Genomic DNA, 23,886 nt, shown 5'->3' on the forward strand with positions numbered 1-23,886 from the left:
TGTTGTTGGACAAAGATCAAATAGCTCAATTGTCTGTTTTTAAAGAATGTAAAAATAGTTATGAAAACCTGTTAAGACAGAATTTTGTAACTGTTGTGATCCAATGGTTGGTTTTTGGCATTTTGTAACTATAAGTACCTAGATTTTCACAACACGATATTCAAGATTTTCCTGACATCTCTGATTGATGTCAGGTTAACGTAAATCATTGAACTTGTAAAAACAATGCACAAAACAAAATCTTCAAAGACTGACTCATCTACCTATTCCAATTCCTCAGTACTAAACTCACACCCTCAATTAGTACATAGACCTTATGGTAGCGAAATCCAAAAAGCATCAGTTGCAGCTAAAACACCAACTGATATAGAGAATGAAAGCTTTGCAGAACAACAGATGGAAGCAACTGAACTAAAGCTACAGGCGAAGTCTGGCTCAATTACACCTGAAGGACAAGATTGCCTAACTGTCTTGCAAGCCAAGATGAACGGATTATTGAATTCTCGACTCGAACATGCAACCCGATTTGGTCATAATATTGCCAATATTCCACTTCATAGGTCAGATATACCAATACAAGCAAAACTGACCATTGGAGAACCTGGAGATAAGTATGAGCAAGAGGCGGACGAAACTGCACGTCAGGTAGTCCAAAGGATTCATCAACCACGGAGCGAAAAACTCCAGCGAGAGTCATTGTCCGAAGAGGAGGATGAACTGCAAATGAAACCGGAGCGCAGTATACAGCGAGATTCTCTGCCAGCCGAAGATGAGGAACTACAAATGAAGCCGATGGTGCAGCGTGTGGCAGAGGGAGGTATGGCAGCATCGCCTGATTTAGAAACATCAATACTACAAGCAAGGGGTGGTGGACAGTCCCTCGCTGACAATATTCGGCAACCTATGGAACAGGCGTTTGGGGCTGATTTTAGTGGGGTGAAGATTCACACAGATTCCCAAGCTGACCAGTTGAATCAGTCGATTCAGGCGAAGGCGTTTACCACGGGGCAGGATGTGTTCTTTCGGCAGGGGGCGTATGAGCTTGGGAGTCGTGGGGGGCAGGAGTTGTTGGCGCATGAACTTACACACGTTGTGCAGCAGGGTGGGGGAAGGGTGCAGGGAAAGCAGTTGCCATCTGATACCCCACACTCGGCAGAGATAGAGATGCAGAGACAGCCTTACGGGAAAACGGAACAACGGGAGAAGATATCGGAAGAAAATAAGGAAATCCAGCGAAAGGCTAGTGTGCAGACGGAGAACAAAACCGGATTACCGGACAACCTGAAAGTGGGGATTGAGAATTTGTCAGGGTTGGCGATGGATGATGTGCGGGTACATTACAACTCACCCAAACCAGCCGAGTTGAATGCGTTGGCGTATACGCAAGGCAGCGATATTCACGTCGCGTCGGGAGAGGAACAACATCTGCCGCACGAAGCATGGCACGTCGTTCAGCAGACGCAGGGACGAGTAAAGCCAACGATGCAGATGAAGGATGGGGTGGAGGCCAATCACGAGGAAGGAATGGAAAAGGAGGCAGATGTGATGGGGGCAAAGGCAATACAATCTCCTAAAAATCCGTATCAAAAATTGGGCTTAAAAGAGGTGTTTCCTCAGTCTAGTCCGACGGTACAGGCATTTGGGTGGGAAGAAATATGGAGTATGGCTGAGGGATTTGGTCTATCGTCGGTGATGGTGTACACTGCGGTAGCAGTTGTCGGGCTCTCAGCATTGTATTTATTGTTGAAAAACAGTAAAAGTAAGGAAGAAGCCTTATTGGAGGTGCAAAAGGCGACAGGGGAAGCATGTGAAGAAACTTATGAGAAAGAAAGAAATGGGAAAGAAGAGGCAGAAAAATTTCAAGAACCGGCAAATCTAGGTGAGTTAAGGGCTTATATTAACAAACAACAATTTCCTCCTTACGCCACGACAAACGGAGAAAAAAGAAATTGGGCGTTTATCATAGCTAAGAAATACACCAGGGATGAGAAGAAGGCACAGAAGTTTGTCCAGCTTGTCAGGAACGTAACAGAGCGACAAGTGCTGACCAGTGAACCAAATGAGAGTTATAGCGCACCAAGGTCTGCGGAGCCGATTCCCATAGGTGTGAATGCCGGGCGTAGCAAGACAAAAACCAGAGGTGTGTCAGCCAACCCGCCCGCTAATGCAGTCCAACAGCCAATGCAAATATTACCACCGCCTGGGTACACATTACAAAATGATAGCACTGGTACCACCGCATACATCAATAATCCCAATAATCACCAGTTTGGGGGAGTGGCGCTCGACCATATAGTGTCAGTAGCGAACGGAGATTCTACGCGTTTACATCGTTCAACTAAGATGAAGGGGACAAATATTCCCACTTATGTCCATCCATCTGATCACGAGTTATACACCGTGACCCTGGATGGACAGCATACAGACGGAATAGGTATGATAACCGTATATAAGATAGGGGAAGTACGAGGGGGAGAGCATCGGTTTCGATGAGTCATCAATGACGATTGTAGAAGCCGTTTTAAATTTCCATCCACGAAAATAATATCTTAGGACTAGCCCTTTCAAGGTGTTGTGTAATGGCTTGATTTGTAGTTTGTTCATGCATAGGTGAAACTCTCTTGGGTGGAGAATGGAAATGTTGCGCTTGGAAGGTGTTTAAGCGATTTATAAAAGTCCAGTTTCCGTAATGGTTCGCAGGCTTTTAGAAAAAGCGTTATGTCCCAAAATTCTGGATGAACTGTTTGAACGTAGTGCAAAAACCCAGTACACTCGCGCTGCTTATAAGTGAGGATGGGAGCGAGTCGCATATTACACCATCAACACAAGCGATACCCCACTGCGGAAACTTTGCTACCAGCTTCTTGATCACAATCTGCAACGCCGGATCATCCCAGCACTCTTGCAAGTACTCAAAACCCAGATTTTCCCCCGAATTCACCGCAACTTTAAGTTTCTGCATACGCTCCGGTCGCATATTTGATCTCGCTATAATCGCCTCATGTGACCACTTTTCAAGATTTGGTACGGGTGCGGCGGAACTTTCACCTTCATGAGCCGCTTTCATTTCTACACCCGAAACTGAATTTTCAAGTAAGAACAAAGCAGAATAACCCTGTTCTACAAGCCCTGGTGTTTGATTAGCGTAGACGTGAAACAGCTTATCGCTAGACATCGCTTCAGTGTAAATATGACCTGCTAGCAAAGGCTTCAGCCCTGGTTTTATGCAACTTAAATGCTCATTAGCTTATTATGACTCTAAAGACGTGACCGGGAGTCGCTGCGGCTTCAATCGAGTAATTACCAACTCTGAAGTATCGTACTTGTTCGTTAGCCAAATGATCCGCCCACGAATCGATCTGAAGCTTTAAAAAATCAACGAAGTCGTGTAACCCATGATTAGCAGTAATTCTCATTAATTGATAACTCGTATATATCCCACCTTCCGCACCCCCAAGTGTCACAGAGGGAAATTACTGAGATCAAAAAGCGAAGCAGGAATTAAAACAGACATATTTAGTCGAAAAAGAGATTTGAGCAGCCATGAATCAGCAAAAATGGCATCAAAGCCTATTGTCAATAACGAGCAATAATAACTGGTGGTAGATAGATTTAAATGAGATAAATAAATGAAGATATTAAATGCTTTAATCATAAATTAGATGAATAAATAACAGTAGCGAAACTAGATTATCGACATAGCAAGTTAGAGCTATAAATTAAAGATATTAGCTCATTGTTTTGTCTATATTAAATTAATAAAAAGAAAATTTAGCTGACTAATTGATAGTAATGGAGACAATCATCTGGTAAAAGGTTTAAAATGAAATCCCTGTCTTGAGTCCAATTAGAGACGTGTTTTTCATTGTTAAATCCAACTAAATGAATAGACTGGAAGCATTGAAATATCCAACGTAAAGTGGGGCGGTCAGTTGCTTTACCCAATTGATTTTTAATAGTTGATTTAGATTCTTTGAGCGCGGCTCTTATTTGGCGTTGAGCCAATGTATAAACCAGGAGACATAAACCCATAATCATTCCTAGAGACTCTATTCTCTCGCTTGCTTTCAGGAAAGTACTATCTGCAAAAAATAATGGGTCTTTAAGAAAAGCAAACCCATTTTCACAAGACTGCTGAGATTTATATTCACTCAGCATTAAATCGTCACTGAGTTCACTGGACTCTAAAACATTTGTGGCAATAATGAAACGCCCTGCACTCAAAATGTCTGTGTCAATTTTACTTTCATTCTTCGATACTGTGGCAGAAATTTGGTAAGATACTTCTGATTGGTTATCTTTTTTTTAGGCTTAATTTCAGATACTTTAGTATCCGTAATTTGGTGATATTTAAGTTTTTTTGATAATGTTGATAATGCTTTGATAGCATCAGCTTCACAAGCAAATTTATCTTGTGATAACTTTTTCAATTCCAGAAGTGCTTTTGATTCTGCCTTCAGTAGGTCTATGGTCACGTGAATAACCGTAGGTTATGGTAATTTCTTTATTGCTATAGCTCTTTAAAAGTTAATCCTAAGCTTTGACCAAATTTATCCTTGAGAATTTGTACTCGTAGTGTCACAGTAGATTTATGTTGTTGGCTTATTCGTATCAATGAAAGTATTTCATGAACGAGTGAGCTTTTCTTATCTCTAAAAAATTTTTGAACAACTCGTACATCTTTGCACTGCTTCTGTCAGGCACAGTGATCGCATACCTGCTCTTTTCCGTGGCGATCGCAGTACTGCATCAAAGATAATTGCCTGCCCCATACCAAGACTTTCACAGTTCAATAGCTGTAGCGCTTATCCCGCATATCTTAGAGCTTTTCTTAGTGCCATTCGACTGTAATCTGATTCCTAAATCTTGTCCTGGGATAATATCTGGCGACTATGAGGCTGTTTGTATATTTCCACAACACTCACACACGCAGGTATAGCGTTGATATTCCACTATTTCAATTGGACGTTCTACTAATTGCGCTACAGACTGTTTCTCTATTTTTACTGCCGTGTGAGCAAATGCTTTTTGATCACAACAAGCACAATCAGTCGGTCGTAAGATTTCATAACGATCTATTAGGCCATTGCCCTTACGGGTTTTTCCAGTATGTCCTGGTTGCCCACCTGGTTTTCTTTTAGGATGGTTTGGTTCTTCTTCCAAGGGTGCTTTTTTGTTTTCACTCTTTTTCAGAATGTCCCCAGATGGTGGTTTGGATGAAGTTTTGCTGTCCAAATCTCTGCTGACTTTTAACCGTTCTACTTCAAGGTGTAGTTCGTAGATTATTTTCTGTAACTCACCTATTGCCTTTCTCTGCTCAATGATGATATCTTCCAGTTCGTCTTTCGATAACTGATTTAAGCTTTCTCGGTCTAATTCTTGAGGCAGACTTTAGTTCATATTTGTGATACTTACCCTCAAGTGTCCCCCTTGTCAATACTCTGCCACCTGAATCCTTACTTCTGTTTCAAGGGCTTTAATTAAGTCCTGATGCTTAGTCATTGATTTATGGGCAAAACTAAATTCCTCGCTCATTGCAACCACATCATCATTTAACTCGCTCATAATTTCCACCATGAATAATAAAACAGGCTAACTGCCTGCCCTTGCATAAAATTCCCGTAAACAACAAAAAAGCAATCGCCATCGCTCCAGAACTCAAGCGTGATAATTGCCTCAGCTGCCAGTTTCTGACTCCAGCAAACTCAACACTTTCTCCTCCAACTGGGTCAAATAAGCCCGATTCAGCTTTCCCAGCATCTCCAAAAACTTCTGCACCGACTCCTCCAGCGCACTCGAATACACCCGATTGATGCCATCGCTAATCACCTGCATCTGCTCGCACTCGGCAGACAAGTAATTGTAAGATTTAAGGTGCTGCAACCTAACGGCGTACTCACCATCCCACATTCTGACGGTGCAACCGAAATCAGAAACCATCAAACAACGAATTAAATAGGCAATCCAAATAGGAGTTTCAGTCCCCGTGAAGGGATTTGGTTAATGGAAACCCAACCCAAGGCGACCCTTGCACAAAATACAAAGTGTTTCAGTCCCCGTGAGGGGATTTGGTTAATGGAAACTTTGACTATTGTTGTAGCGTTTTCTGCCCCTATTCTTATGTTTCAGTCCCCGTGAGGGGATTTGGTTAATGGAAACATCTCCTGCCTATGACGGAGCAGGTGATGGGGGAAAGTTTCAGTCCCCTTGCGGGGTAATAGGCTTTGGAAACTAGAAATAAGTTCAAAATCGAACCTAAATCAAAATGAGTTTCAGTCCCCTTGCGGGGTAATAGGCTTTGGAAACCACGAGCATTAACAGATATTCCGCACTCATCAAACAACACGTTTCAGTCCCCTTGCGGGTTAATAGGCTATTGTTTTTTGGCTTTTAACAAGACTTTTACGCTCTTTAAGAGGATTATCTCGCTCATTGTGACGATACAAAACCTGATATTGATTATGAATTTTGGCTGTCACAATTGCTTTGACTAATTCTAAACGTCCGACGGGATCGCTATATAGTTGATATTGTGCTAATCGCAATTGACCATTGCGCGAATAACCAGGAAGTGCAGAACCCAGATATTTACCAAAGCTAGAAAGATAGTGAACAGGCATACCTAATTCCAAAGCATAAACTAGAGCATCACCTGTGACTTGAGGGTTGCCCATCAAGACAACTTGTTCAACAGTTTTGGCTGCAACAGTCTGTTTTGTCCAAGAACCATCTGATTGTTTAAGAGCAACATTAAAAGCTTCGTAGTTCTTGCTTAAAACAGCATCAGCCTGAGTTACGTAAAGTACTGACATTTTAGATTTGTGATAGTGAGTTATGGTTGAAGAAGAATTCAGCTATTCTGAATTCAGGGGTCAGTTACTCCCGATGAAATTAATCCTCGGTTTCAGAAGTCATTGACTCCCGTAACTGTTTAATTTCAAAAGGCAGACAAATCTCTTTTAAACTGCATGAAAGACACTTTTTAGTGTTATCAATCGGTACAGGCATAGTTGTTTGAGATGCAAGTTGAGCAAGAACAATTGCTTGCTCAGTCATTTGTCGTAGTTGAGGTGTAAATGCTACTGTCTGTCTTCTGCGGTTAGTATGATAAAAAATCTCACCATAAGCAAGGCAGCGTCCAGTACGTTCTTCTATACACAAAGCAGCAGCACAAAGTTGAAAATGGTCGTTCAGATGCTGTGCCATCTTCCCTTTTTTATATTCCACAGGGACAAGTTGACCATCGCATTCTTCAACTGCATCAATGATACCTGCGACCTTCAAGCGATCGCTCCACACCCACTGCTGCTGATGAATCAGCATCTCTCCTTCTTGAAGTGTTCCTTCTTCATTGATATTGCGGTGTATGTGGCGACCCAAGATAATATGCTCGTTATCTGACATTTCACCCAAGACATATTCAAGGTAAAATCTGCGTGGACAATATTCCCAGGCATTGAGGTATGCCAAAGGTAAGTAATCTTCATTCATATTTTCGTTGGAATGCGTATTTTTAGTTCAGCCCCGTGAGCGGGATTCAACACTTCTGCACTTGACCGAAAACGAAAAGCATACAAACCCCTAATTAATGGGGATCATTAATTTTGAATTTTGAATTTTGAATTCAAAGCAACGTGACCCATTCCCATCCCTGTTTTGCGACCAACTCCTGCGAATGTTGCAAAATGAGCTAAGATTGTAGCTATTCTTGCTTGTTGGGAATCTAAAAATCGATACTTTACCCATCCTTGTGTACCAATTTCTGCTCCACCTTCCATTTTTAAAGCATGGGTTTTGAGGTCATAAGCAGAAACTAAACCATTCCACTCAACTTCGGGAAATCGCAGTTCCGGTGGAGCAAATGTGTTCCAACGGCGCAATAGACTGTTAAAAACCAATTCTGGTAGTGGGAAAGACTGTACTCCTCGATTTTGCTTGAAGCTAGTAGGTGAAAGAAAGCGCAACTCAATTACGTTTTGGGTTGTTACCTGTACTAGTTTTTCAAAACTACTAGCTTGCACAATATCTATCGACTTCCCCAATTGGCAAGGTATGCCTGCCAGCATGATTGGCTCTCCCAGGTTGGTACTGAATCCCCAAAGTAAAGGTGCTAGCAGTTCTTTTTTCAACAAGGTAATTCTCAACTGCATCTTTTGTGGAGAAACATACTGCATTACCACAGTTAACGGTAAAGTATTTTGTTGATGTAAGTGTTCAGCTAAGGCAGTATCGGCATTAGCAAACCACTGAAAACATTGAGCATGGATGGCTCGTCCCAGCGTTGGCAGGGGTGCGGCAGATACAACAGCAACTTGAATCACATGCAAGGCATGGGAATCTACCTCAACCCCTGTCAGTTCATAGGTTTTTTGCCACCACTCCACCAATGTATTCTGAGCAATCTGCTGACAAATAGATTGCATCAGATTTGGATATAAAACTGAGTTTGGCAATACAGGCATAATTTTGGTAACACCTGCGTTAATCTGTAAAGGAATCCAAACTGGTAAAAGCTGAGTTTCTGATAGCCAATAGTTCAGTGGGGTGGGGCTGATTGAAGTTTCTACTTGTTTGAGAACTACGCTAAGTCCAGCGAATGTGATTTCAGTATCTTTGGTAGATATCATAACGGGCGCTTGTAGCAACAAGTTGTAAAGGTAGAAATCCAGGTTTAATTACTCGGTCTTTATCCAGTTGTGCTTTGTCAGTGGAAAAAGGATTGATTCGGTTAAAGGTAGCCTTTTCACCCAAATCATCCATTGGCTGTGCTGTAAAGCCAGTAATCAGATTTGCTTGAAATAATGGTTCAGAAGTTTCTTGTTTGTATTCTGGAAGATATTGAAAAAAACAGCCCCGTTTGCCAAAGTAGTTTATTTGAGCAAACAGCTGCTCTAGTTCTGCCAAGCGATCGCAACCACCACAACAAATTTGTAGATGTCCTTGTAAATGCACCCATTCCCGAAAAACAAACCCACCCTGCATGGGTATTGTTGTTCGGCTCTTATCTGCCTTATCAGCAGTTTGATCGTAGTAGCGGAGTTTGTAGCCGTTGCGATTGACAACCAATTGCTCTGGTGGCCAAATATAAATTTGTAAGTCTCGAATCCAGGTAAGTAGAACGAGGTGAAAAAACCAAACTATGTAAAGATAAGTAAATACGTACAATGCGTCTACAAAGGTAACAGCGATATGGGTAACCGTTTAAGGGTATTTCTGACTAGAGAGCAAGATAAAACTCTGTTGAACCTGAGAACGGCAGATGTACCCCAGAAGGTGAAAGACAGAGCCGAAGTGATTAGATTGAACGCACATGGTTGGTATGTAGAGAGGATAGCAGCAGACTTTAACTGGACTGCCCAAACAGTGAGAGAAGTGTTGCATAGATGGGGAAAGTTAGGCTTAGAGGGGCTTTGGGAGAAACCAGGGCGGGGAGGAAAATCAAGGTGGGCAGAAGCTGACATGGTGTTCTTAGAAGAATGTTTGGAACTTGAGCCACGTACATATAACAGTGTTCAGTTAGCTCAAAAATTAGAACAAGAACGCTCCGTAAAATTAAGTCCTGACTGGTTAAGGCAGGTACTAAAAAAAAGGGGATCATGGGGATCATTTGGAAACGAACTTTGAAATTGTCATAAGGGGAAACAAGATCCGGTAGTACAGCAAATCAAACAGGCTGACTTAGAAATGCTGGAATTGTCTGCGGCGGCTGGAGAAATTGATTTAAAGTATGTGGATGAATCAGGGTTTTGTGCTTGGAGCGAACCGAGTTACAGTTACTACTTTCTCGGACAACAAAAACGCTTAGAACAGAGTAAACGCCGAGGACGAAGGTTAAGTATTATTGGGTTTCTTCAACCTCTAATTAGTTTTGTGTACGGGTTGGTGATTGGCGGTGTTTCACGCAAATCTTATATCCAAATGATGGAGCTTGAAGCACTTGAAGCCCAAAAAGCAGGTCGGATCAGAGTCATCCTTCAGGACAACGACCCGATACATCGGTGCAAAGAAGTTCAGCAATTATGGACAAAGTGGGAAGAAATGGGTTTGTACATCTTCTTTTTACCTAAATACTGCTCAGAGATGAATCCAATTGAATTGGAGTGGCAACACCTGAAAGAAAATGAACTAGCTTCTCAAAGTTTTGAGGATGAATTAGACCTTGCCTATGCTGTCATTGATGGAGTTCAAAATAGAGGAGAAAAGGGAAACTACAGTACACAACGTGTAAAATTTAACTCTTATTCTTCTGCTTAATTTTTCGTTACATACTTATAAATTTTCTCCACGACTTACTTAGAGTTAGAGTAAACTGATGGTTCCTTTGCTGTACTTGTGATGGCATACCTGCGGGCACAGGCGATAAACCAAGACTTCACTGGTCGATTCCGGTGATAGCTAGATATTGTGAAGCTGTACTGAACGCTGATCGCAAAGGCGCAAAGCTCTGACTACTAGCAAGTAAAGTTGCAAATATTCAGTTTCGTCAGATGTAAACCTATTTAAATCAAAGTCTTTTTTAATCGGGTAGACATCTTTACTCAAGTTTGCTTTTGCTAAAGCTAATGACTGTGGTAGAAACCTATGAATACTCCGCCAACTATCGGCGATCGCTTGCTTTGCCTGTGGGTGTAACTCTATACTTTTAATCTTGGATACTGCTGCTCGATCCCATCCTCCTGCCCAGGCAGAATGGTGACGACCTGCGGCCATGATTACTGTATGACAAATGTATTTAATTTGTTCTGTATCTGCCAAGAAATTATCTTGCAGTAAGGGTACTAACGATTGCTTGAGGATATCTTGCCCTAAGTAAGCACTTTCAATAGCATGCTTAGGACGCTTGTGTTTCTTTTCATAGTCTTTGAGCGCATCTCGCTGATGTCTGTCTTCTGGACTGTAGTCAGTGTGCGCTAATAGATGTTTTCCGGGGTTTCTGGCAGAGAATGAAGAATGAGCCATCGCTTGCCATCCCCGCATCACTTCTTGCCATTTCACTTGTAGTTTCCCCAGGTCATGGGTAAAAATTGCGAAAAACACTAATGATTCAAATAAAGCTTCTGCTTCTTTCTCCTGCGCCTGCGAGAAAATTTTACCTCTGATAAATCGTCCACCAGCCGCTAACAGTTCATCACGAACACTAGTAAAAGTAGTTTCTTGGGACACTCCATTTTTTAATCGGTTTACTGTAAATGCTTCCCGCCAGCATTTCCACATCAATACTAGATGCCCTACATAATTGTCCATCTGGTAACGATACTCACTAGCGATTACACGTTTTGACTTATCAGGAGAAACGAAGTGATTCCCGAAAACATCAATGCCAATTAACAAACCAATATGTTCGTCATAATGAACATAGCGAGGATTAACTAAAATCCGTATACTGCCAATCAGTGCCTCATGAGATTTAATTGGAGTGCAAACAGGTTGACTATATGTTTCTGCTTTCCCTTTTGGGTTTTCAATCTGCTTAAAAATCCAGTCTGCTCCAAATTCCATATTTTGAAACTCCCGCCACACTTTGCATAGCATGGAAACAGGTAGCGAAAAACTTAGCAGTTTTTGGGGGTCAACTACTTCCTCTTCAATATCAATTAAGCCATTTTCTTCCCAGATAAATACACTGCGGCTATCGATTGACCGAATCAATTCTCTCCCAGCAGATTGATCCCCTCTAAAAAACGCATCTTCAAAGCGTTGTTCAAAATTCATCCGGTTGTTAAGTCATCGCTGTTGCTGTAGTAAGTCTTCTGTAGTGTGAACCTGATTTATCCATTGTTCTTCAGTACGAAATCCAACATTCTCATTGGCCTGTACAGATTGACTGTGTTCTTGTAACACAAGCCATGTGAGTTCACAGGTTTCTTGAGGATATGGCAGAAAGCTTTGCTTTTTGGGTGCTGATTCTTCTTCTAGTTCTAAATCTGCGATCGCTATTTCACAAGAAGCTGGATTAACTTCAATAGTAGGATAAATATAGACTTCTCCTTGCTCACCACCAAACCGAGCGCAACGTCCAGCCCGTTGTAAAAGCGAGTTCATTGGACAAAGTTGAGTGTGCATAACTTGGCAGGTAATGTTGATTCCTGCTTCGATTACTTGGGTAGAAATCAAAACGTAGCAATTACCATCATCTTGCCAGTTTTGAGCAAATATAGTTTTCAGGTCAGTTTCTTTTTGGGCCCGATGTTCTGGGAGGAATCTCGAATGTAACAATGTAACGTGCAATATTCCCTCATCGTAGTTCAGTTCCTCTAAATCCCTAAATAAACCCTGAGCCTGGGAAACTGTGTTACAGATGACTATTACTCGTTTACGCCCATAAGCTCGAATATCGTCTAGGATTACCGAAGCGTTAAGAGGATGAGACACAGCTTGAAATGTACGACAGCGATCGCTTTCTATGGCTTGTAAATCTGCATCTTCAACTTGAATAATTTCCATTGTTTACCAACGTCTGTATTTGGGTTGCAAGTTCATTAGTTAAAGTCGCGGTCATTAGCAAAAATGGGGAAATGCCTTTAACTTGTTGTAAAACCTTCAGAACAGTATCGAAAGAACGGTCTGGATCAAGCAAATGTAATTCATCAAATACCAGATATGAAGCAAAAATCGCTCCTGAGTTAACATTGGCAGAACCACGACCGACTGAGTAAGGAATATTCAGGAAGCTGCTTAACATTTGGTCAATGGTGCAGAAAACAATGTCACCTTCAAAGCGGGGATCTTCTGGGTTTTCTCCTGTTTGTAGAGTTACTACAGGGGAACGGGATGATGGATAAGCCTTTTCCCAGTTTTCAACTAAAGTTTCAGCACGTTGGCGCAGGCTGTTGGCCAACGTTCGCAGGGGTACAACGTAGATGAGTTTATTGGGGAAGTCTATATTCAATTCAGGGCTTTGGCGAATAGGAAGGGTGCGATCGCTGTTTCTGTTTTTCCTGATCCTGTTGGTGCGCGGAGGAGGATGTCTTGGCGCTGTAAGAGTTTAGCGATCGCTTCTCGTTGAAAATTGCGCGGGGCGAAGGTAGTGAGGGTTTGGAAATATTCATCAATCATAATTGATAAAATGAATTAGGATGATTTTGATATTAGTTAGTAATCAGTTGTAAATTTGGAAACTTATACTAAATTTTTACTGAATACTGACTAACATTAACTGCTTACTGATTCTACGAGGAATTATGCTGCTAACTGAACATCGCGCTGACCGAGTGGTTCTTTACAATATCAGTTGGCAAAAATTTGAGAATTTATTAGTAAGCTGTCGCGCCTATAAATTGCATATAATAATACTGATATAAGTTATATTACAGGGTGCTATGCCTGCAAAAGGTTTCTTGAGTTTAGAGAAAAAGCAGCGTCTGCAAGAAATTTTGAAACAGAGTCTTAGAGCAGAGGTCAGAGAGAGAGTTTTAATAATATTATTAATGAATGATGGTAGAACTCAAGAAGAAATTGCGGCTGTAATAGGTTGTTCGCGTCGAACAGTAGCGTATTGGTGTGTTCATGGAGATCCAGATAAAATAGAAAGTCTAGAAGATGGCAGAAGAAAAAGAGAATATAGAAAAGTCACACAAGAATACCTAGATAAATTAATAGAAACGGTAGAAAAAGAACCAAGTGATTTAGGATACGAATTTGGCAGATGGACAGGAGAAAGATTAGCTACATATTTATCAGAAAAAACGGGAATAAAACTAACAGGTTCTCAGGTAAGGAAGATATTACAGCGAAAAAAGTATGCCTATCTCTGGGCAAAATACAGTTTAGAAGACAGACAAAATCTGGTCAAGAGAAAGGAGTTTAAAGAGAAATTTAAGAATTATCTGTCAATAGGTAAAATGAATCCAAATCATTTTCAGGTATGGTTTTGGGACGAAAGTGGATTTAGTTTACGAGTTTTAAGAAGAAAAATTTGGGGCAAAAAAGGTAAGAGAAAAAAGGTGACAGGACAACGCAGTAGAGGTCGAGTAAATATCATGGGAGGTCTACGCCTTTGTGATAAGAAGCGATTATGTTACTTTGTAGACAAGGGAAATGGTGACACATTTTATGAACAATTAAAGCAACTATATGAATTTGTCCGACAAGAATGGATAGGAAATGGATATTCTTCAGAAGACTTTTGTTTATCAGGTTCTCAAATAATTACCATTTTAGATAATGCCAATTACCATAAGCGTAAAGATATCTGTGCCGAGATTGAGAAAAATTTACCCAATGTTATTTTAGATTTCTTACCTGCTTATAGTCAGGACTATAACCTGATTAAATTAGTTTGGCATTCCTGCAAAGAATACATAGCACATCGACTATTCCAGTCAGTAGCCGAGCTAAAATCTCTGTTAGATAGATTGCTAAATGATGGAGAACTCATTATTCACTGGGGACGCAAGATAAAAAATAAGGGAAATGCTATTTGTGCAACTTAAAAGCGCGACAGCTTACCCATTACTTATAAAGTAAAATTGAATTACCCTTTTTTACTCATGATTAATTATAACGCAAATCTCAGTATTCAAGAAAGAACAGAAAATTTGGCGATAAGAGTTATCAAAGCTTATTCTGAGCTAAATAAAAGACCTTTTGACGACGCTGGCAAAATCTTGTCTAAACAATTTTTAAGAAGCGGGACATCAATAGGAGTAATGAGTAATAAGTAAAAAAATATTTATTATTTATTCACCGTGAGCTAAAAATCTGTAAAAATCTCTAACTCATTACTCATTACTCATTACTTATTACTTATTACTTGTTTTTCATGATGCAAACTGTTCAGAAGCTAAATATGCACAATCAAATAAAGACTTTATCAATAAGTATTATATAGCCTTAAAGTAAGCCAGTGAAACCCTTTATTGGATAAAAATAATGATAAAATCGGAGTTAATGTCAAAATCAAAATTTCAAAACCTGATAGAAGAGAATGAAATAATTATTAAGATATTAACAACTTCAATCAACAAATTGAAAGAAAAATAAAAAATAATCCACTTATTACTTGTTACTTATTACTTATTACTCATTTAATTTGGTTCACCGATGAAGACACCAAAACTGTATGAATAAAAAATGGGTAAATCTCATCAAAGTCAACACCCTAGAATCATACTGATGTAATTTATACCTATGATGTAACTCATGCAATGGCTTTATTACTCAAGCATAAATTACATGGTTCCTCAAAATATCAGTCTTTTATACAGCAGTGTAGTCAATGTCGAAAACAACTACAACAAACTGAACTATCTTTCTTAGCTCCTCCTTCACAACGTTCACAGTGTCGTTACTTTAACGTAGAAAAACTTTTAGAGCGGGCAAATAATCTGCTAAATTCACCGCTTGATATTTTAACCGATTTAGTACCAAATATTGAGCCAGAAATTCTCAAGACTAAGTTGAAACAGAAGTTGGGATGGTTAGCGTCTTATCAAGACTCACTCAGTAATTGGAAACAAATTGTTCAAATGACTCGCACCGTAGAAGCTCAAATTAAACTTGAAGGACTGAATCAATAAAGCTTCAGTATTATTCAACAATATTTAACAGTGGAAGTAGATTTTTCAAAGGGGTTTGCCCAGAAAATACTTGGTTATTTGACTGGGGAGATTTCTGGGCTTAAATCAGGACAAACATTATTAGCAACTTCTGATGTCCTGGAATCGCTTTTTGGTAAATACAAGCAGTTTTCTTCTCGTTCTCCTTTTAAACAAATAAGTCAAATATTTTTGAGTATTTGTTTATCAACCATGAATTTGACAACTACTCTTGTGAAAGAGGCATTAGAAACAGTCCGTTTTTTGGATGTTGAAGACTGGTCTAATCAAGTTCTCGGTCAATCTATGCTCTCGAAAAGAAGAATTTTGTTTTCTGCCGCAATTGACGACACGGAAACTGCATGAATAAACTAGAGAGTTTATCGAACAAAATCAACACCCTACTGTCAATGATATTTTCAAACGCCACAGACAGTCAGCCAAGAAACCAGAGTTGGAGAGGTAATTTTGAAAGCCTTATCCAGTAATTGTTTCAGCCTTAGCGTAACTTTCTGTACGGTTGCTCATTTCACCCCTCTTACTGCTGTGGAAGAGAAATTGTTGAGTGTTTTGGAGGCTGAAATTAGAGTTTAGTTATCAATCTCTTATTTACTCAAACTCATTCTGGGTGGGAGCAAATAGCAAGTAATTATTCTCATAATGAGAATTGCTGTATATTTTGAGGTATGCCAGATTATACTCTCAAGATTTGCTCTATGATTGCTCTACCTGGTATCGCCATCCAAGACAAAATATACGAAAGTTCTAATTCTCTAGTGTATCGAGGCATCAGAGACGATGGAGTAGGGATCATCGTCAAAATGCTAAAGCTTGATTATCCCTCACCCCAAGAACTGACTCGCTACAGACAGGAATATAAAATTACTAGTTCCCTCAATCTGGAAGGAGTTATCAAGGCATACAGCCAGCAAGACTATCAACGCACTCTGGTGATTCTCTTAGAAGATTTTGGGGGAGAGTCCCTAGAGCAATGGATGCACAAGCGCCCAGATATCTTCTGCCCCATGCTCTTATCCACTTTTCTCGGTGTTGCGATCGCCCTCACCGACATTCTAGGCAGAATCCATGCAGCCAATGTCATTCATAAAGATATCAACCCTGGAAATATAGTCCTCAATCTGGATACTGGCGTTGTCAAAATTATTGACTTTGGGATTGCTACCCAATTTAACCGCACGAATCCGACTTTCAAAAGTCCTCATGTTTTAGAAGGGACACTCGCATACCTATCTCCAGAGCAAACTGGGCGGATGAATCGTTTACTCGATTACCGCACCGATTTTTACTCCCTTGGTGTGACATTTTATGAACTGCTCACTGGACAACTACCATTTCCCACCACAGATATCCTGGAACTAGTCCATTGTCATATAGCTAAACAGCCTGTTCCGCCTCACGAACTGAATTCAACGATTCCCAAACCAGTTTCAGATATCATTTTGAAACTGATGGCAAAAAATGCTGAAAATCGCTATCAGAGTGCCTGGGGCATCAAAGCGGATTTAGAAATCTGTGCTGAACAATTAAAAGAAATCGGTCAAATCTCTAGTATCCAACTGGCGCTTCAAGACGTTTGCGATCGCTTTCAAATTCCCCAAAAACTGTATGGACGGGATAAAGAAGTTGCAATGTTACTGGCGGCGTTTGACCGTGTGGCGTGTTCAGAGTCAAATCTTGTTGCTACTTTACCAAGCAATTCAGAAACAACTTCACAAACCCAACAAACGGGCAACTCAAAATTCCAAGTTGAAATGATGTTGGTATCTGGCTATGCTGGTATTGGCAAATCAGCCTTAGTGCAGGAAATTTATAAACCAATCACCCAAAAGCGGGGCTATTTTATTTCTGGTAAATTCGATCAATTTCAGCGTAATATTCCCTACAGTGCGATCGCAGATGCTCTGCAAAAATTAGTACAGCAATTACTCGGTGAGCCAGACGAGTATGTGCAGCAGTGGCGATCGCAACTTCTAACAGCTCTGGGAAGCAACGGACAAATCATCATTGATGTGATCCCGGAAGTTGAATTAATTATCGGCAAGCAGCCACCTGTACCGGAAGTTGGCGCAACAGAAGCTCAAAATCGCTTTCATCGGATTTTTGGGCAATTTGTGCGGGTGTTTTGTGCAAAAAAACATCCCCTGGTGATATTCTTAGATGATTTGCAATGGATAGACTCAGCAACGCTAAATTTAATTGAGTTGATGCTGCTGGATGAGCAAGCCCAATCACTATTTTTAATTGGAGCCTATCGAGATAATGAAGTAAATTCAACGCATCCATTAGCATTAATGCTTGAGAGACTGCGAAAACAAGGGGTAATACTTCAGGAAATAATCTTAGCACCCCTAACGCTTGAGCCGTTGAGTCAGTTAATTACCGAAACGCTGCATCAGAATGCAGACATCGTTCGTCCCTTAGCTGAGTTAGTTTTGCGTAAAACTGAGGGCAATCCGTTCTTTGTCAATGAATTTTTGAGGATGCTGTATAGCGAAAATCTGCTGACCTTTGATAGGTCACACTTAAGATGGCAGTGGAACATTGCTCAACTTCAAACCCAAAATATCACTAATAATGTTGTGGAGTTGCTGCTCTTAAAGTTGAAGAAACTACCAGAAGAAACCCAGCAAATTCTCCGCTTAGCCGCTTGTATCGGAGCTGAATTTGATTTAGAGACGTTAGCGATCATGTGTGAGAAATCACCCAAAACGGTTTTTCAGGATTTACTACCAGCGATACAAGGAGGATTCATTCAAACCCTGTCTGAATTAGACGAAGACTTGTTAGTTCAAGAGTATAAGTTCTTGCATGACCGAGTACAGCAAGCCGCCTATGCTTTGATTTCTGAGGATCGAAAGCAAGTAACGCACTACTGCATTGGACAACTCCTGCTGAACAAGCTCTCTGAGGTCGAACAAAGTGAAAGGCTTTTTGATATTGTCAACCACATCAACTATGGTCAATCCCTTTTGACACAGAAAAATGAAAAAGAGAAACTAGCACGACTCAACTTGGCTGCCGCTCAAAAAGCCATCGCCTCTAATGCCTATGAAGCTGCGATTCGGTATCTTGAGACTGGCATTGGCTTGCTCAAAGAGGAGGCTTGGATGAGTCAGTACGACTTGATGTTCCACCTGTATCGGACTCTCTGCACAGCACAGTTGAGCAATGCTAGCTATGAGCAATTAAGCGCCACAACCAAGGTTGCTTTAGAACACATTTCTTCTGCTGTCGATCGCGCAGATATTCGTGTATTTCAAATCACTCAATATACCCTACAAGGCAAATGTGAGAAAGCAGTTCAAACAGGTCTGATCGGATTGCATGAGTTGGGGATTGAGATTAAGGGCAAAAATTTGACAGAATTAGTCCGTGAAGAGTTTGATGCTGTTGCCAAAAGCTTAGAAAATCGCTCAATTTCCTCACTTTTAACTTTACCAACAGTGAGCGATCCGGTCATCCAAGCAGTGATTAAATTGGTCGTTGTAGATATATCACTCTACCATACGGCTAATATTGAACTTTTCAGCTTTGTCAGTTTAAGAGTAGTTCGTCTTTCCATTGAACATGGAAATATTGCTGAGTCGATTAAGGCTTATGCAAACTATGGTCTTCTTCTAGGTTTGATGGAAGGGCAACACCAACGAGGCTATGAGTTTGCAGATTTAGCAGTGCAACTTAGCTACAAGCTAAACAGTAAATCTCAGCAGTGTAAGGCACAGATGTTGTTTGGAGGCTGGATTCACGTTTGGTCAAAACCTATAACAGGGGCAGCTACGATCAATTACAAAGGTTTTCTAGCAGGCATGGAGTCGGGAGATGTTCAATTTGCATCCTATAACTTGTTGGGTAACATTTTTAATCGTTTATTTCAAGGAGAAAATTTAATAACCGTTGCAGAAGACAACGAAAAATATCAGTTGGTAGTAGAGCAGATTCAGGACGAGCGTTCGAGGGTGGCACTGGCTGGAGCTAAATTTTTTATCGCAAAACTTGCTTTAGGGCAAGCGGCACAGGAGAGCGATCGCTCGCTCAGGGAGACGAAAAAAATAGTCGATCGGGGTGAAACCTCACAAATACGGTCTTCAATTTGTCTTTATTACATCCTCAGAATGCATCTTTCCTGTTTAACAGCAGATTTTGAGCAAGGTTGCCATTATTTCATTGAAGCGGGGAAGATCCTAAATTCTATCGTAGGGTTTACAACCTATAGTGGTTATTTCTACTATGGTTCTCTGATTCTACTCAACCTGTATTTCGGCCTATCTCAAGCAGAACAAAGTCATGCTTTGGAACAGATTCTATTAAATCGGGAGCGCTTGAAAGCATGGTCGGATAGCTGTCCAGAAAATTTTTTACACAAATTTCATCTCGTTGAGGCAGAGAAAGCACGAGTCTTAGGGCAAGTTCTTGAAGCCGAGGAGTTCTACGAACAAGCAATTCAAGGAGCGAGAGAAAATGGATATCTTCAAGAAGAAGCATTAGCTTATGAATTAGCCGCCAAACATTACTTAGCTCGTGGTAGAGAAAAGTTTGCCCAGCTATACATGAAAGAAGCTCACTACTGCTATGAACGGTGGGGAGCAATGGCAAAGGTTAAAGATTTAGAAACTCGTTATCCTCAACTATTTCCTCAGTCGTCGGGCATAGCTCAAACGCCAATTCGCACTACTTCTGGAACTTCCTCTAATCACTCACCTATAGCTTTCGACTTAGCAGCAGTGATGAAAGCTTCCCTTGCAATTTCGAGTGAAATTGAATTGGATAAGTTACTCAGTTCCTTAATGAAGATATTAATCGAAAATGCTGGCGCACAAACAGGATTTTTGATTTTGGAAAACTCAGGAAAATGGGTGATCGAAGCTTATTGTGAACTCAATGACGATGAGAAGGTCTGTGCTACGCAAGTGTTGCAATCGCTCCCAACTGCAAATCATCTACCTGAATCAATTATTAATTATGTTATCCGTACTCATGAATCTGTCATATTAAATGATGCAACTCGTGAAGGTCATTTTATCAATGAGCCATATATTCAGCAGAACCAAACGAAATCACTTCTTTGTTTGCCACTATTGAATCAAAGTAAACTTGTTGGCGTGTTGTACCTGGAAAATCAACTAGCGGCTGGGGCATTTACACCAGAGCGAGTCTCCTTCCCTGCGGGAGGCTGCGCCAACGGAGACGCTACGCGATCGCAAGTCTTAAATCTGCTATCCACTCAGGCAGCGATCGCGATCGAAAATTCCAAACTCTATTCAAAGCTACGCACCAGCGAAAGTCAGATGGCTCAATTTCTAGAAGCAGTTCCAGTGGGAATTGGAATAGTGGATGCGACTGGTCGCCCTTACTACGCCAATCAACGGGGCATCCAGCTAATGGGCACAGGGATTGATCCTGCCGTGCCGCCAGAGCAAATCGCAGAAGTTTATCAATTTTATCTGGCGGAAACAGATCAAATCTATCCTACTGAGAAACTGCCAGTTATCCGGGCGTTGAGTGGCGAACGCACCACTATTGACGATATAGAAATTCGCCAAAATAACACCACCATTCCCATTGAGGTATGGGGAACTCCAGTTTTTGACGAACAGGGCAATGTGGCTTATGCGATCGCAGCCTTTGAAGATATTACGGAACGTAAAAAAGCAGAAAATCTTTTAGCGAATTACAACCGCACCTTAGAACAACAGGTAGCCCAACGAACAGCCGCGTTACAGCAAAGCGAAGCAGAACTGCGCGGTCGAGAACAAGAATTACGGCTGATCACCGACGCTCTACCCGCTCTGATCAGCTATGTGGATGCCAATCGATGCTATCAATTTATCAACCGTACCCATGAGGTTTGGTTTAGCCATAACCGTGATGAGATTCTGGGCAAATCTGTTCATGAACTTTTAGGTGAAACGGTTTATCAACGGTTTGAGCCGTTTATTAATCAAGTGTTTGAAGGGCAAACTGTAACCCTGGAAGCAGAAATCCCTTCTTCGCTTGGTAGACACTGCATCAGTGCGACCTTGATCCCCGATTTTGATTGCAATGCCCAAGTGAGAGGCTTCTACAGTCTCATCACGGATATTAGCGAACAGCAAGCTGCGCTACGCGAACGCAAACGAGCAGAAGAAGTGTTGCGTCAGTCCGAGGCTCAATTTCGGGAACAGGCAATCCTCTCCGATTTTCGCGCCGATGTGGATAGTGCCTTGGCTCAAAGTGCTAGTTTGCCCTTGATACTGCATCGCTGTGCCCAAGCCGTTGTTAAGCACTTTAATGCGGCATTTGCTCGGATTTGGACGCTAAATAAAGACAATAATGTTTTGGAGTTACAAGCCAGTGTGGGGATGTATACCCGTCTTGACGGTGAATACAGTCGAATTCCTGTAGGTAGCCTTAAAGTTGGACGAATTGCTCAGGAACGCTGTCCTCTGTTGACTAACAATGTGTTTGAGGAATCATCCATTGATAAAGAATGGGCAAAACGAGAAGGCATGGTGGCATTTGCGGGCTATCCGATACTGCTGGATGAGCAGCTGGTTGGAGTTATAGCGATGTTTACTCGACATCCCATTCCGTCGTCCAACTTGGAGGCGTTGGAGTTTTCAGCCCGCGAGATTGCATTAGGAATTAGACGCAAACAGGCAGAAGAAGCGTTGCAAGCCTCCGAAGCAGAACTTCGGGCGCTCTTTTGTGCAATGCCCGATCCCCTCTTGGTAGTAAATGCAGAAGGGCGGATTTTGAGAGCAAGCCTGATCGAGTCAGAGAAATTATCTAACCCGATTGACGAACAGGTGGGTCGAACATTTTCCGAAATTTTTGAGCGATCGCAAGCCGATACATTTCTTGGCTGTATTCGGCAAGCATTAAGCACTCAGCAGCCCCTAACGGTTGAGTATAGCTCGATTGTGGGAGGGTGGAAAACCTGGTTTGCAACTCGCATCTCACCCATCTCAGAACATTCTGTCATTTGGCTGGCAAGAGATATCACTGATCGCAAACGAGCCGAAGAAGCCTCCATTCTAGAAGAGCGCAATCACATGGCACGGGAAATTCACGACACTTTAGCCCAAGCGTTTACAGGTATTATCATTCATGCTCGCTCTGCCTCCAATAAGGTAACGGTAGACCCAGAAAAAGCGCAAACTCTCCTCACTCAGATCCTCGACTTAGCCCGTTCTGGGCTTGCGGAGGCACGTCGTTCAGTAGAGGCACTACACCGCCCATACCTTTTAGAGAGCAGTAACTTACAGGATGCCTTAAGCCGTCTTGCTGCTCAATTAAACTCCTCGATCGTAACCCAAATCGTCTACGAAGTCATGGGTACACCCTATCCCCTATCCTCCGATCTGGAAAATAATCTGTTTCGGATTGGGCAGGAAGCTTTGACAAATGCAATCAAACATGCTGACGCAAGTGAAATCCACATTGAACTGATCTATGAACCGACCCAATGCAGCTTGCGAATTAAAGACGATGGGCAGGGATTTAATGTAAAAAACCAGGCGATGCAGAATGGCTTTGGTCTACTGGGGATGGCAGAACGGGCTGAACGCATTAGAGCTGAATTAAAGATTCAAAGTGACTTAGGGCAAGGGACAGAGATCATGGTATCTATTAATCGGGGGTTAAGTCAGCATGAATCAGCTCAGTAGCATTCGCGTTCTGGTTGTGGACGATCATCCTGTTGTCCGCCAGGGTTTGATCGGAATGTTAGAGGAGGCTCCAGATATTGTCATTGTTGGTCAGGGGCGAAATGGGAATGAGGCGATCACAGTTTTTCAGCAACAGCAACCTGATGTGACTTTGATGGATTTACGGATGCCCGATATGGGAGGTGTTCAGGCGATTACTGTTATTTGCAATGAGTTTCCCAATGCCCGAATTATTGTGCTGACCACGTATGACACCGATGAAGAGATTTATCAAGGATTGCGAGCCGGGGCAAAGGGGTATTTACTGAAGGACTCGGAGCCAGAGGAACTATTGACAGCAATTCGGACAGTGACCAGGGGACAACAGTATATTCCTATCAACGTGGCTGCCAAGTTAGTCCAACGGATGACTGCTCCAGAACTGAGCGATCGTGAGTTAGAAGTTCTCCAGTTAGTCGGACAAGGCATGAGCAACCAGGAAATTAGCACTGCTCTCAATATTAGTGAAAGTACAGTGAAGACTCATATCAACCGAATTTTAAGCAAGCTAGATGTCAAAGATCGCACCCAAGCAGCCATTATTGCCTTGAAACGCGGAATTGCTAGCTTGTGAACTACCTACACCGACCTAACTTTTAGTCTGTGAAGCAATCAAACCTGAGTTTGATTCGTTCTACTCCCTC

The 23,886-nt window shown here is 41.6% G+C and carries 18 protein-coding genes, 4 pseudogenes and 1 CRISPR repeat array; of the genes and pseudogenes, 8 read left to right on the top strand and 14 right to left on the bottom strand.

The genetic code is table 11. The annotated features are described in order from the left end of the window. The first annotated feature begins 225 nt into the window (after window positions 1–225). Window positions 226–2,493 carry a DUF4157 domain-containing protein gene (locus FBB35_RS33870; protein WP_217481701.1) on the top strand — a complete coding sequence of 756 codons (2,268 nt, stop codon included), beginning with the start codon at window positions 226–228 and terminating at the stop codon, window positions 2,491–2,493. A gap of 223 nt (window positions 2,494–2,716) precedes the next feature. Here the strand turns inward: FBB35_RS33870 and FBB35_RS08510 are convergent, their stop codons facing one another. From FBB35_RS08510 to FBB35_RS08545, 10 genes and pseudogenes are all read right to left on the bottom strand, one after another. Then, window positions 2,717–3,175, bottom strand: a complete 459-nt coding sequence (locus FBB35_RS08510) for a hypothetical protein (protein WP_174707959.1) — start codon at window positions 3,173–3,175, stop codon at window positions 2,717–2,719. A 596-nt stretch (window positions 3,176–3,771) separates the two neighbouring features. Next, window positions 3,772–4,272 (bottom strand): IS1634 family transposase, encoded by a 501-nt coding sequence (locus FBB35_RS08515; protein ID WP_302480980.1) that lies wholly within the window; start codon window positions 4,270–4,272, stop codon window positions 3,772–3,774. Further along, entirely contained in the window at window positions 4,221–4,475 is a 255-nt protein-coding gene (locus FBB35_RS34490; RefSeq protein ID WP_254625873.1) for a hypothetical protein, read from the bottom strand. The genes FBB35_RS08515 and FBB35_RS34490 overlap by 52 nt, the downstream gene beginning before the upstream one ends. Window positions 4,476–4,893: 418 nt before the next feature. Continuing rightward, window positions 4,894–5,388: pseudogene (locus FBB35_RS08520) on the bottom strand (DUF6444 domain-containing protein); the annotation flags it as partial. Window positions 5,389–5,433: 45 nt separating this feature from the next. Then, a complete protein-coding gene (locus FBB35_RS35420) occupies window positions 5,434–5,565 on the bottom strand; it encodes a hypothetical protein (protein ID WP_302480960.1) in 132 nt (43 codons plus the stop codon). Window positions 5,566–5,676: 111 nt separating this feature from the next. Then, window positions 5,677–5,940 carry a hypothetical protein gene (locus tag FBB35_RS08525; protein WP_174709277.1) on the bottom strand — a complete coding sequence of 88 codons (264 nt, stop codon included), beginning with the start codon at window positions 5,938–5,940 and terminating at the stop codon, window positions 5,677–5,679. Window positions 5,941–5,974: 34 nt separating this feature from the next. Then, window positions 5,975–6,372: a CRISPR direct-repeat array (repeat unit 38 nt; unit sequence TGTTTCAGTCCCCGTGAGGGGATTTGGTTAATGGAAAC). Between the two features lie 41 nt (window positions 6,373–6,413). Next, window positions 6,414–6,812, bottom strand: a pseudogene (gene cas1, locus FBB35_RS08530) (CRISPR-associated endonuclease Cas1); the annotation flags it as partial. 79 nt (window positions 6,813–6,891) lie between these two features. Continuing rightward, on the bottom strand, window positions 6,892–7,491 hold the full coding sequence (gene cas4 / locus FBB35_RS08535; RefSeq protein WP_174709278.1) for a CRISPR-associated protein Cas4: 600 nt from the start codon (window positions 7,489–7,491) through the stop codon (window positions 6,892–6,894). Between the two features lie 107 nt (window positions 7,492–7,598). Then, window positions 7,599–8,627 (bottom strand): CRISPR system precrRNA processing endoribonuclease RAMP protein Cas6, encoded by a 1,029-nt coding sequence (cas6, locus tag FBB35_RS08540; protein WP_174709279.1) that lies wholly within the window; start codon window positions 8,625–8,627, stop codon window positions 7,599–7,601. Then, entirely contained in the window at window positions 8,605–9,165 is a 561-nt protein-coding gene (locus FBB35_RS08545) for a hypothetical protein (RefSeq protein ID WP_254625874.1), read from the bottom strand. The genes cas6 and FBB35_RS08545 overlap by 23 nt, the downstream gene beginning before the upstream one ends. A gap of 24 nt (window positions 9,166–9,189) precedes the next feature. Here FBB35_RS08545 and FBB35_RS08550 point away from each other — a divergent pair. Continuing rightward, a pseudogene (locus FBB35_RS08550) lies at window positions 9,190–10,254 on the top strand (IS630 family transposase). Window positions 10,255–10,395: 141 nt separating this feature from the next. On the opposite strand, the gene FBB35_RS34495 reads toward FBB35_RS08550, so the two are convergent. The 4 genes from FBB35_RS34495 to FBB35_RS08565 are packed head-to-tail and all read right to left on the bottom strand — an operon-like array spanning window position 10,396 to window position 13,056. Then, a complete protein-coding gene (locus FBB35_RS34495; protein WP_254625875.1) occupies window positions 10,396–11,712 on the bottom strand; it encodes a CRISPR-associated helicase Cas3 in 1,317 nt (438 codons plus the stop codon). A gap of 12 nt (window positions 11,713–11,724) precedes the next feature. Then, on the bottom strand, window positions 11,725–12,444 hold the full coding sequence (gene cas3 / locus FBB35_RS34500) for a CRISPR-associated helicase Cas3' (RefSeq protein ID WP_254625876.1): 720 nt from the start codon (window positions 12,442–12,444) through the stop codon (window positions 11,725–11,727). Continuing rightward, window positions 12,425–12,889, bottom strand: coding sequence for a DEAD/DEAH box helicase (locus tag FBB35_RS08560; protein ID WP_174709280.1), 465 nt, complete (start codon window positions 12,887–12,889; stop codon window positions 12,425–12,427). The genes cas3 and FBB35_RS08560 overlap by 20 nt, the downstream gene beginning before the upstream one ends. Then, entirely contained in the window at window positions 12,886–13,056 is a 171-nt protein-coding gene (locus FBB35_RS08565) for a DEAD/DEAH box helicase (protein WP_174709281.1), read from the bottom strand. Before FBB35_RS08565 ends, FBB35_RS08560 begins: the two co-directional genes overlap by 4 nt. Window positions 13,057–13,319: 263 nt before the next feature. On the opposite strand from FBB35_RS08565, the gene FBB35_RS08570 reads away from it, so the two are divergent. From FBB35_RS08570 to FBB35_RS08590, 6 genes and pseudogenes are all read left to right on the top strand, one after another. Next, a complete protein-coding gene (locus tag FBB35_RS08570) occupies window positions 13,320–14,432 on the top strand; it encodes an IS630 family transposase (protein ID WP_174709282.1) in 1,113 nt (370 codons plus the stop codon). 421 nt (window positions 14,433–14,853) lie between these two features. Further along, window positions 14,854–14,982, top strand: a pseudogene (locus FBB35_RS35710) (four helix bundle protein); the annotation flags it as partial. Window positions 14,983–15,146: 164 nt separating this feature from the next. Continuing rightward, window positions 15,147–15,518 carry a hypothetical protein gene (locus FBB35_RS34505; protein WP_254625877.1) on the top strand — a complete coding sequence of 124 codons (372 nt, stop codon included), beginning with the start codon at window positions 15,147–15,149 and terminating at the stop codon, window positions 15,516–15,518. A 30-nt stretch (window positions 15,519–15,548) separates the two neighbouring features. Then, window positions 15,549–15,902: a hypothetical protein gene (locus FBB35_RS34510; protein ID WP_254625878.1), complete on the top strand. Its 354-nt coding sequence runs from the start codon at window positions 15,549–15,551 to the stop codon at window positions 15,900–15,902. A 350-nt stretch (window positions 15,903–16,252) separates the two neighbouring features. Further along, complete coding sequence (locus FBB35_RS08585; RefSeq protein ID WP_174709283.1) at window positions 16,253–23,203, top strand: AAA family ATPase; 6,951 nt, start codon at window positions 16,253–16,255, stop codon at window positions 23,201–23,203. Further along, a complete protein-coding gene (locus tag FBB35_RS08590; RefSeq protein ID WP_174709284.1) occupies window positions 23,187–23,816 on the top strand; it encodes a response regulator transcription factor in 630 nt (209 codons plus the stop codon). Before FBB35_RS08585 ends, FBB35_RS08590 begins: the two co-directional genes overlap by 17 nt. The last annotated feature ends 70 nt before the right edge of the window (window positions 23,817–23,886 follow it).

Source organism: Nostoc sp. TCL240-02 (assembly GCF_013343235.1).
Lineage (GTDB): Bacteria > Cyanobacteriota > Cyanobacteriia > Cyanobacteriales > Nostocaceae > Nostoc.

What these genes read in the sequence shown, in the direction of transcription:
- FBB35_RS33870 (WP_217481701.1), top strand. Translation starts at nt 226, where the DNA reads ATGCACAAAACAAAATCTTCAAAGACTGACTCATCTACCTATTCCAAT.
- FBB35_RS08510 (WP_174707959.1), bottom strand. Translation starts at nt 3,175, where the DNA reads ATGTCTAGCGATAAGCTGTTTCACGTCTACGCTAATCAAACACCAGGG.
- FBB35_RS35420 (WP_302480960.1), bottom strand. Translation starts at nt 5,565, where the DNA reads ATGAGCGAGTTAAATGATGATGTGGTTGCAATGAGCGAGGAATTTAGT.
- FBB35_RS08525 (WP_174709277.1), bottom strand. Translation starts at nt 5,940, where the DNA reads ATGGTTTCTGATTTCGGTTGCACCGTCAGAATGTGGGATGGTGAGTAC.
- cas4 (WP_174709278.1), bottom strand. Translation starts at nt 7,491, where the DNA reads ATGAATGAAGATTACTTACCTTTGGCATACCTCAATGCCTGGGAATAT.
- cas6 (WP_174709279.1), bottom strand. Translation starts at nt 8,627, where the DNA reads ATGATATCTACCAAAGATACTGAAATCACATTCGCTGGACTTAGCGTA.
- FBB35_RS34495 (WP_254625875.1), bottom strand. Translation starts at nt 11,712, where the DNA reads ATGAATTTTGAACAACGCTTTGAAGATGCGTTTTTTAGAGGGGATCAA.
- cas3 (WP_254625876.1), bottom strand. Translation starts at nt 12,444, where the DNA reads ATGGAAATTATTCAAGTTGAAGATGCAGATTTACAAGCCATAGAAAGC.
- FBB35_RS08565 (WP_174709281.1), bottom strand. Translation starts at nt 13,056, where the DNA reads ATGATTGATGAATATTTCCAAACCCTCACTACCTTCGCCCCGCGCAAT.
- FBB35_RS08570 (WP_174709282.1), top strand. Translation starts at nt 13,320, where the DNA reads ATGCCTGCAAAAGGTTTCTTGAGTTTAGAGAAAAAGCAGCGTCTGCAA.
- FBB35_RS34505 (WP_254625877.1), top strand. Translation starts at nt 15,147, where the DNA reads ATGGCTTTATTACTCAAGCATAAATTACATGGTTCCTCAAAATATCAG.
- FBB35_RS08585 (WP_174709283.1), top strand. Translation starts at nt 16,253, where the DNA reads ATGATTGCTCTACCTGGTATCGCCATCCAAGACAAAATATACGAAAGT.
- FBB35_RS08590 (WP_174709284.1), top strand. Translation starts at nt 23,187, where the DNA reads ATGAATCAGCTCAGTAGCATTCGCGTTCTGGTTGTGGACGATCATCCT.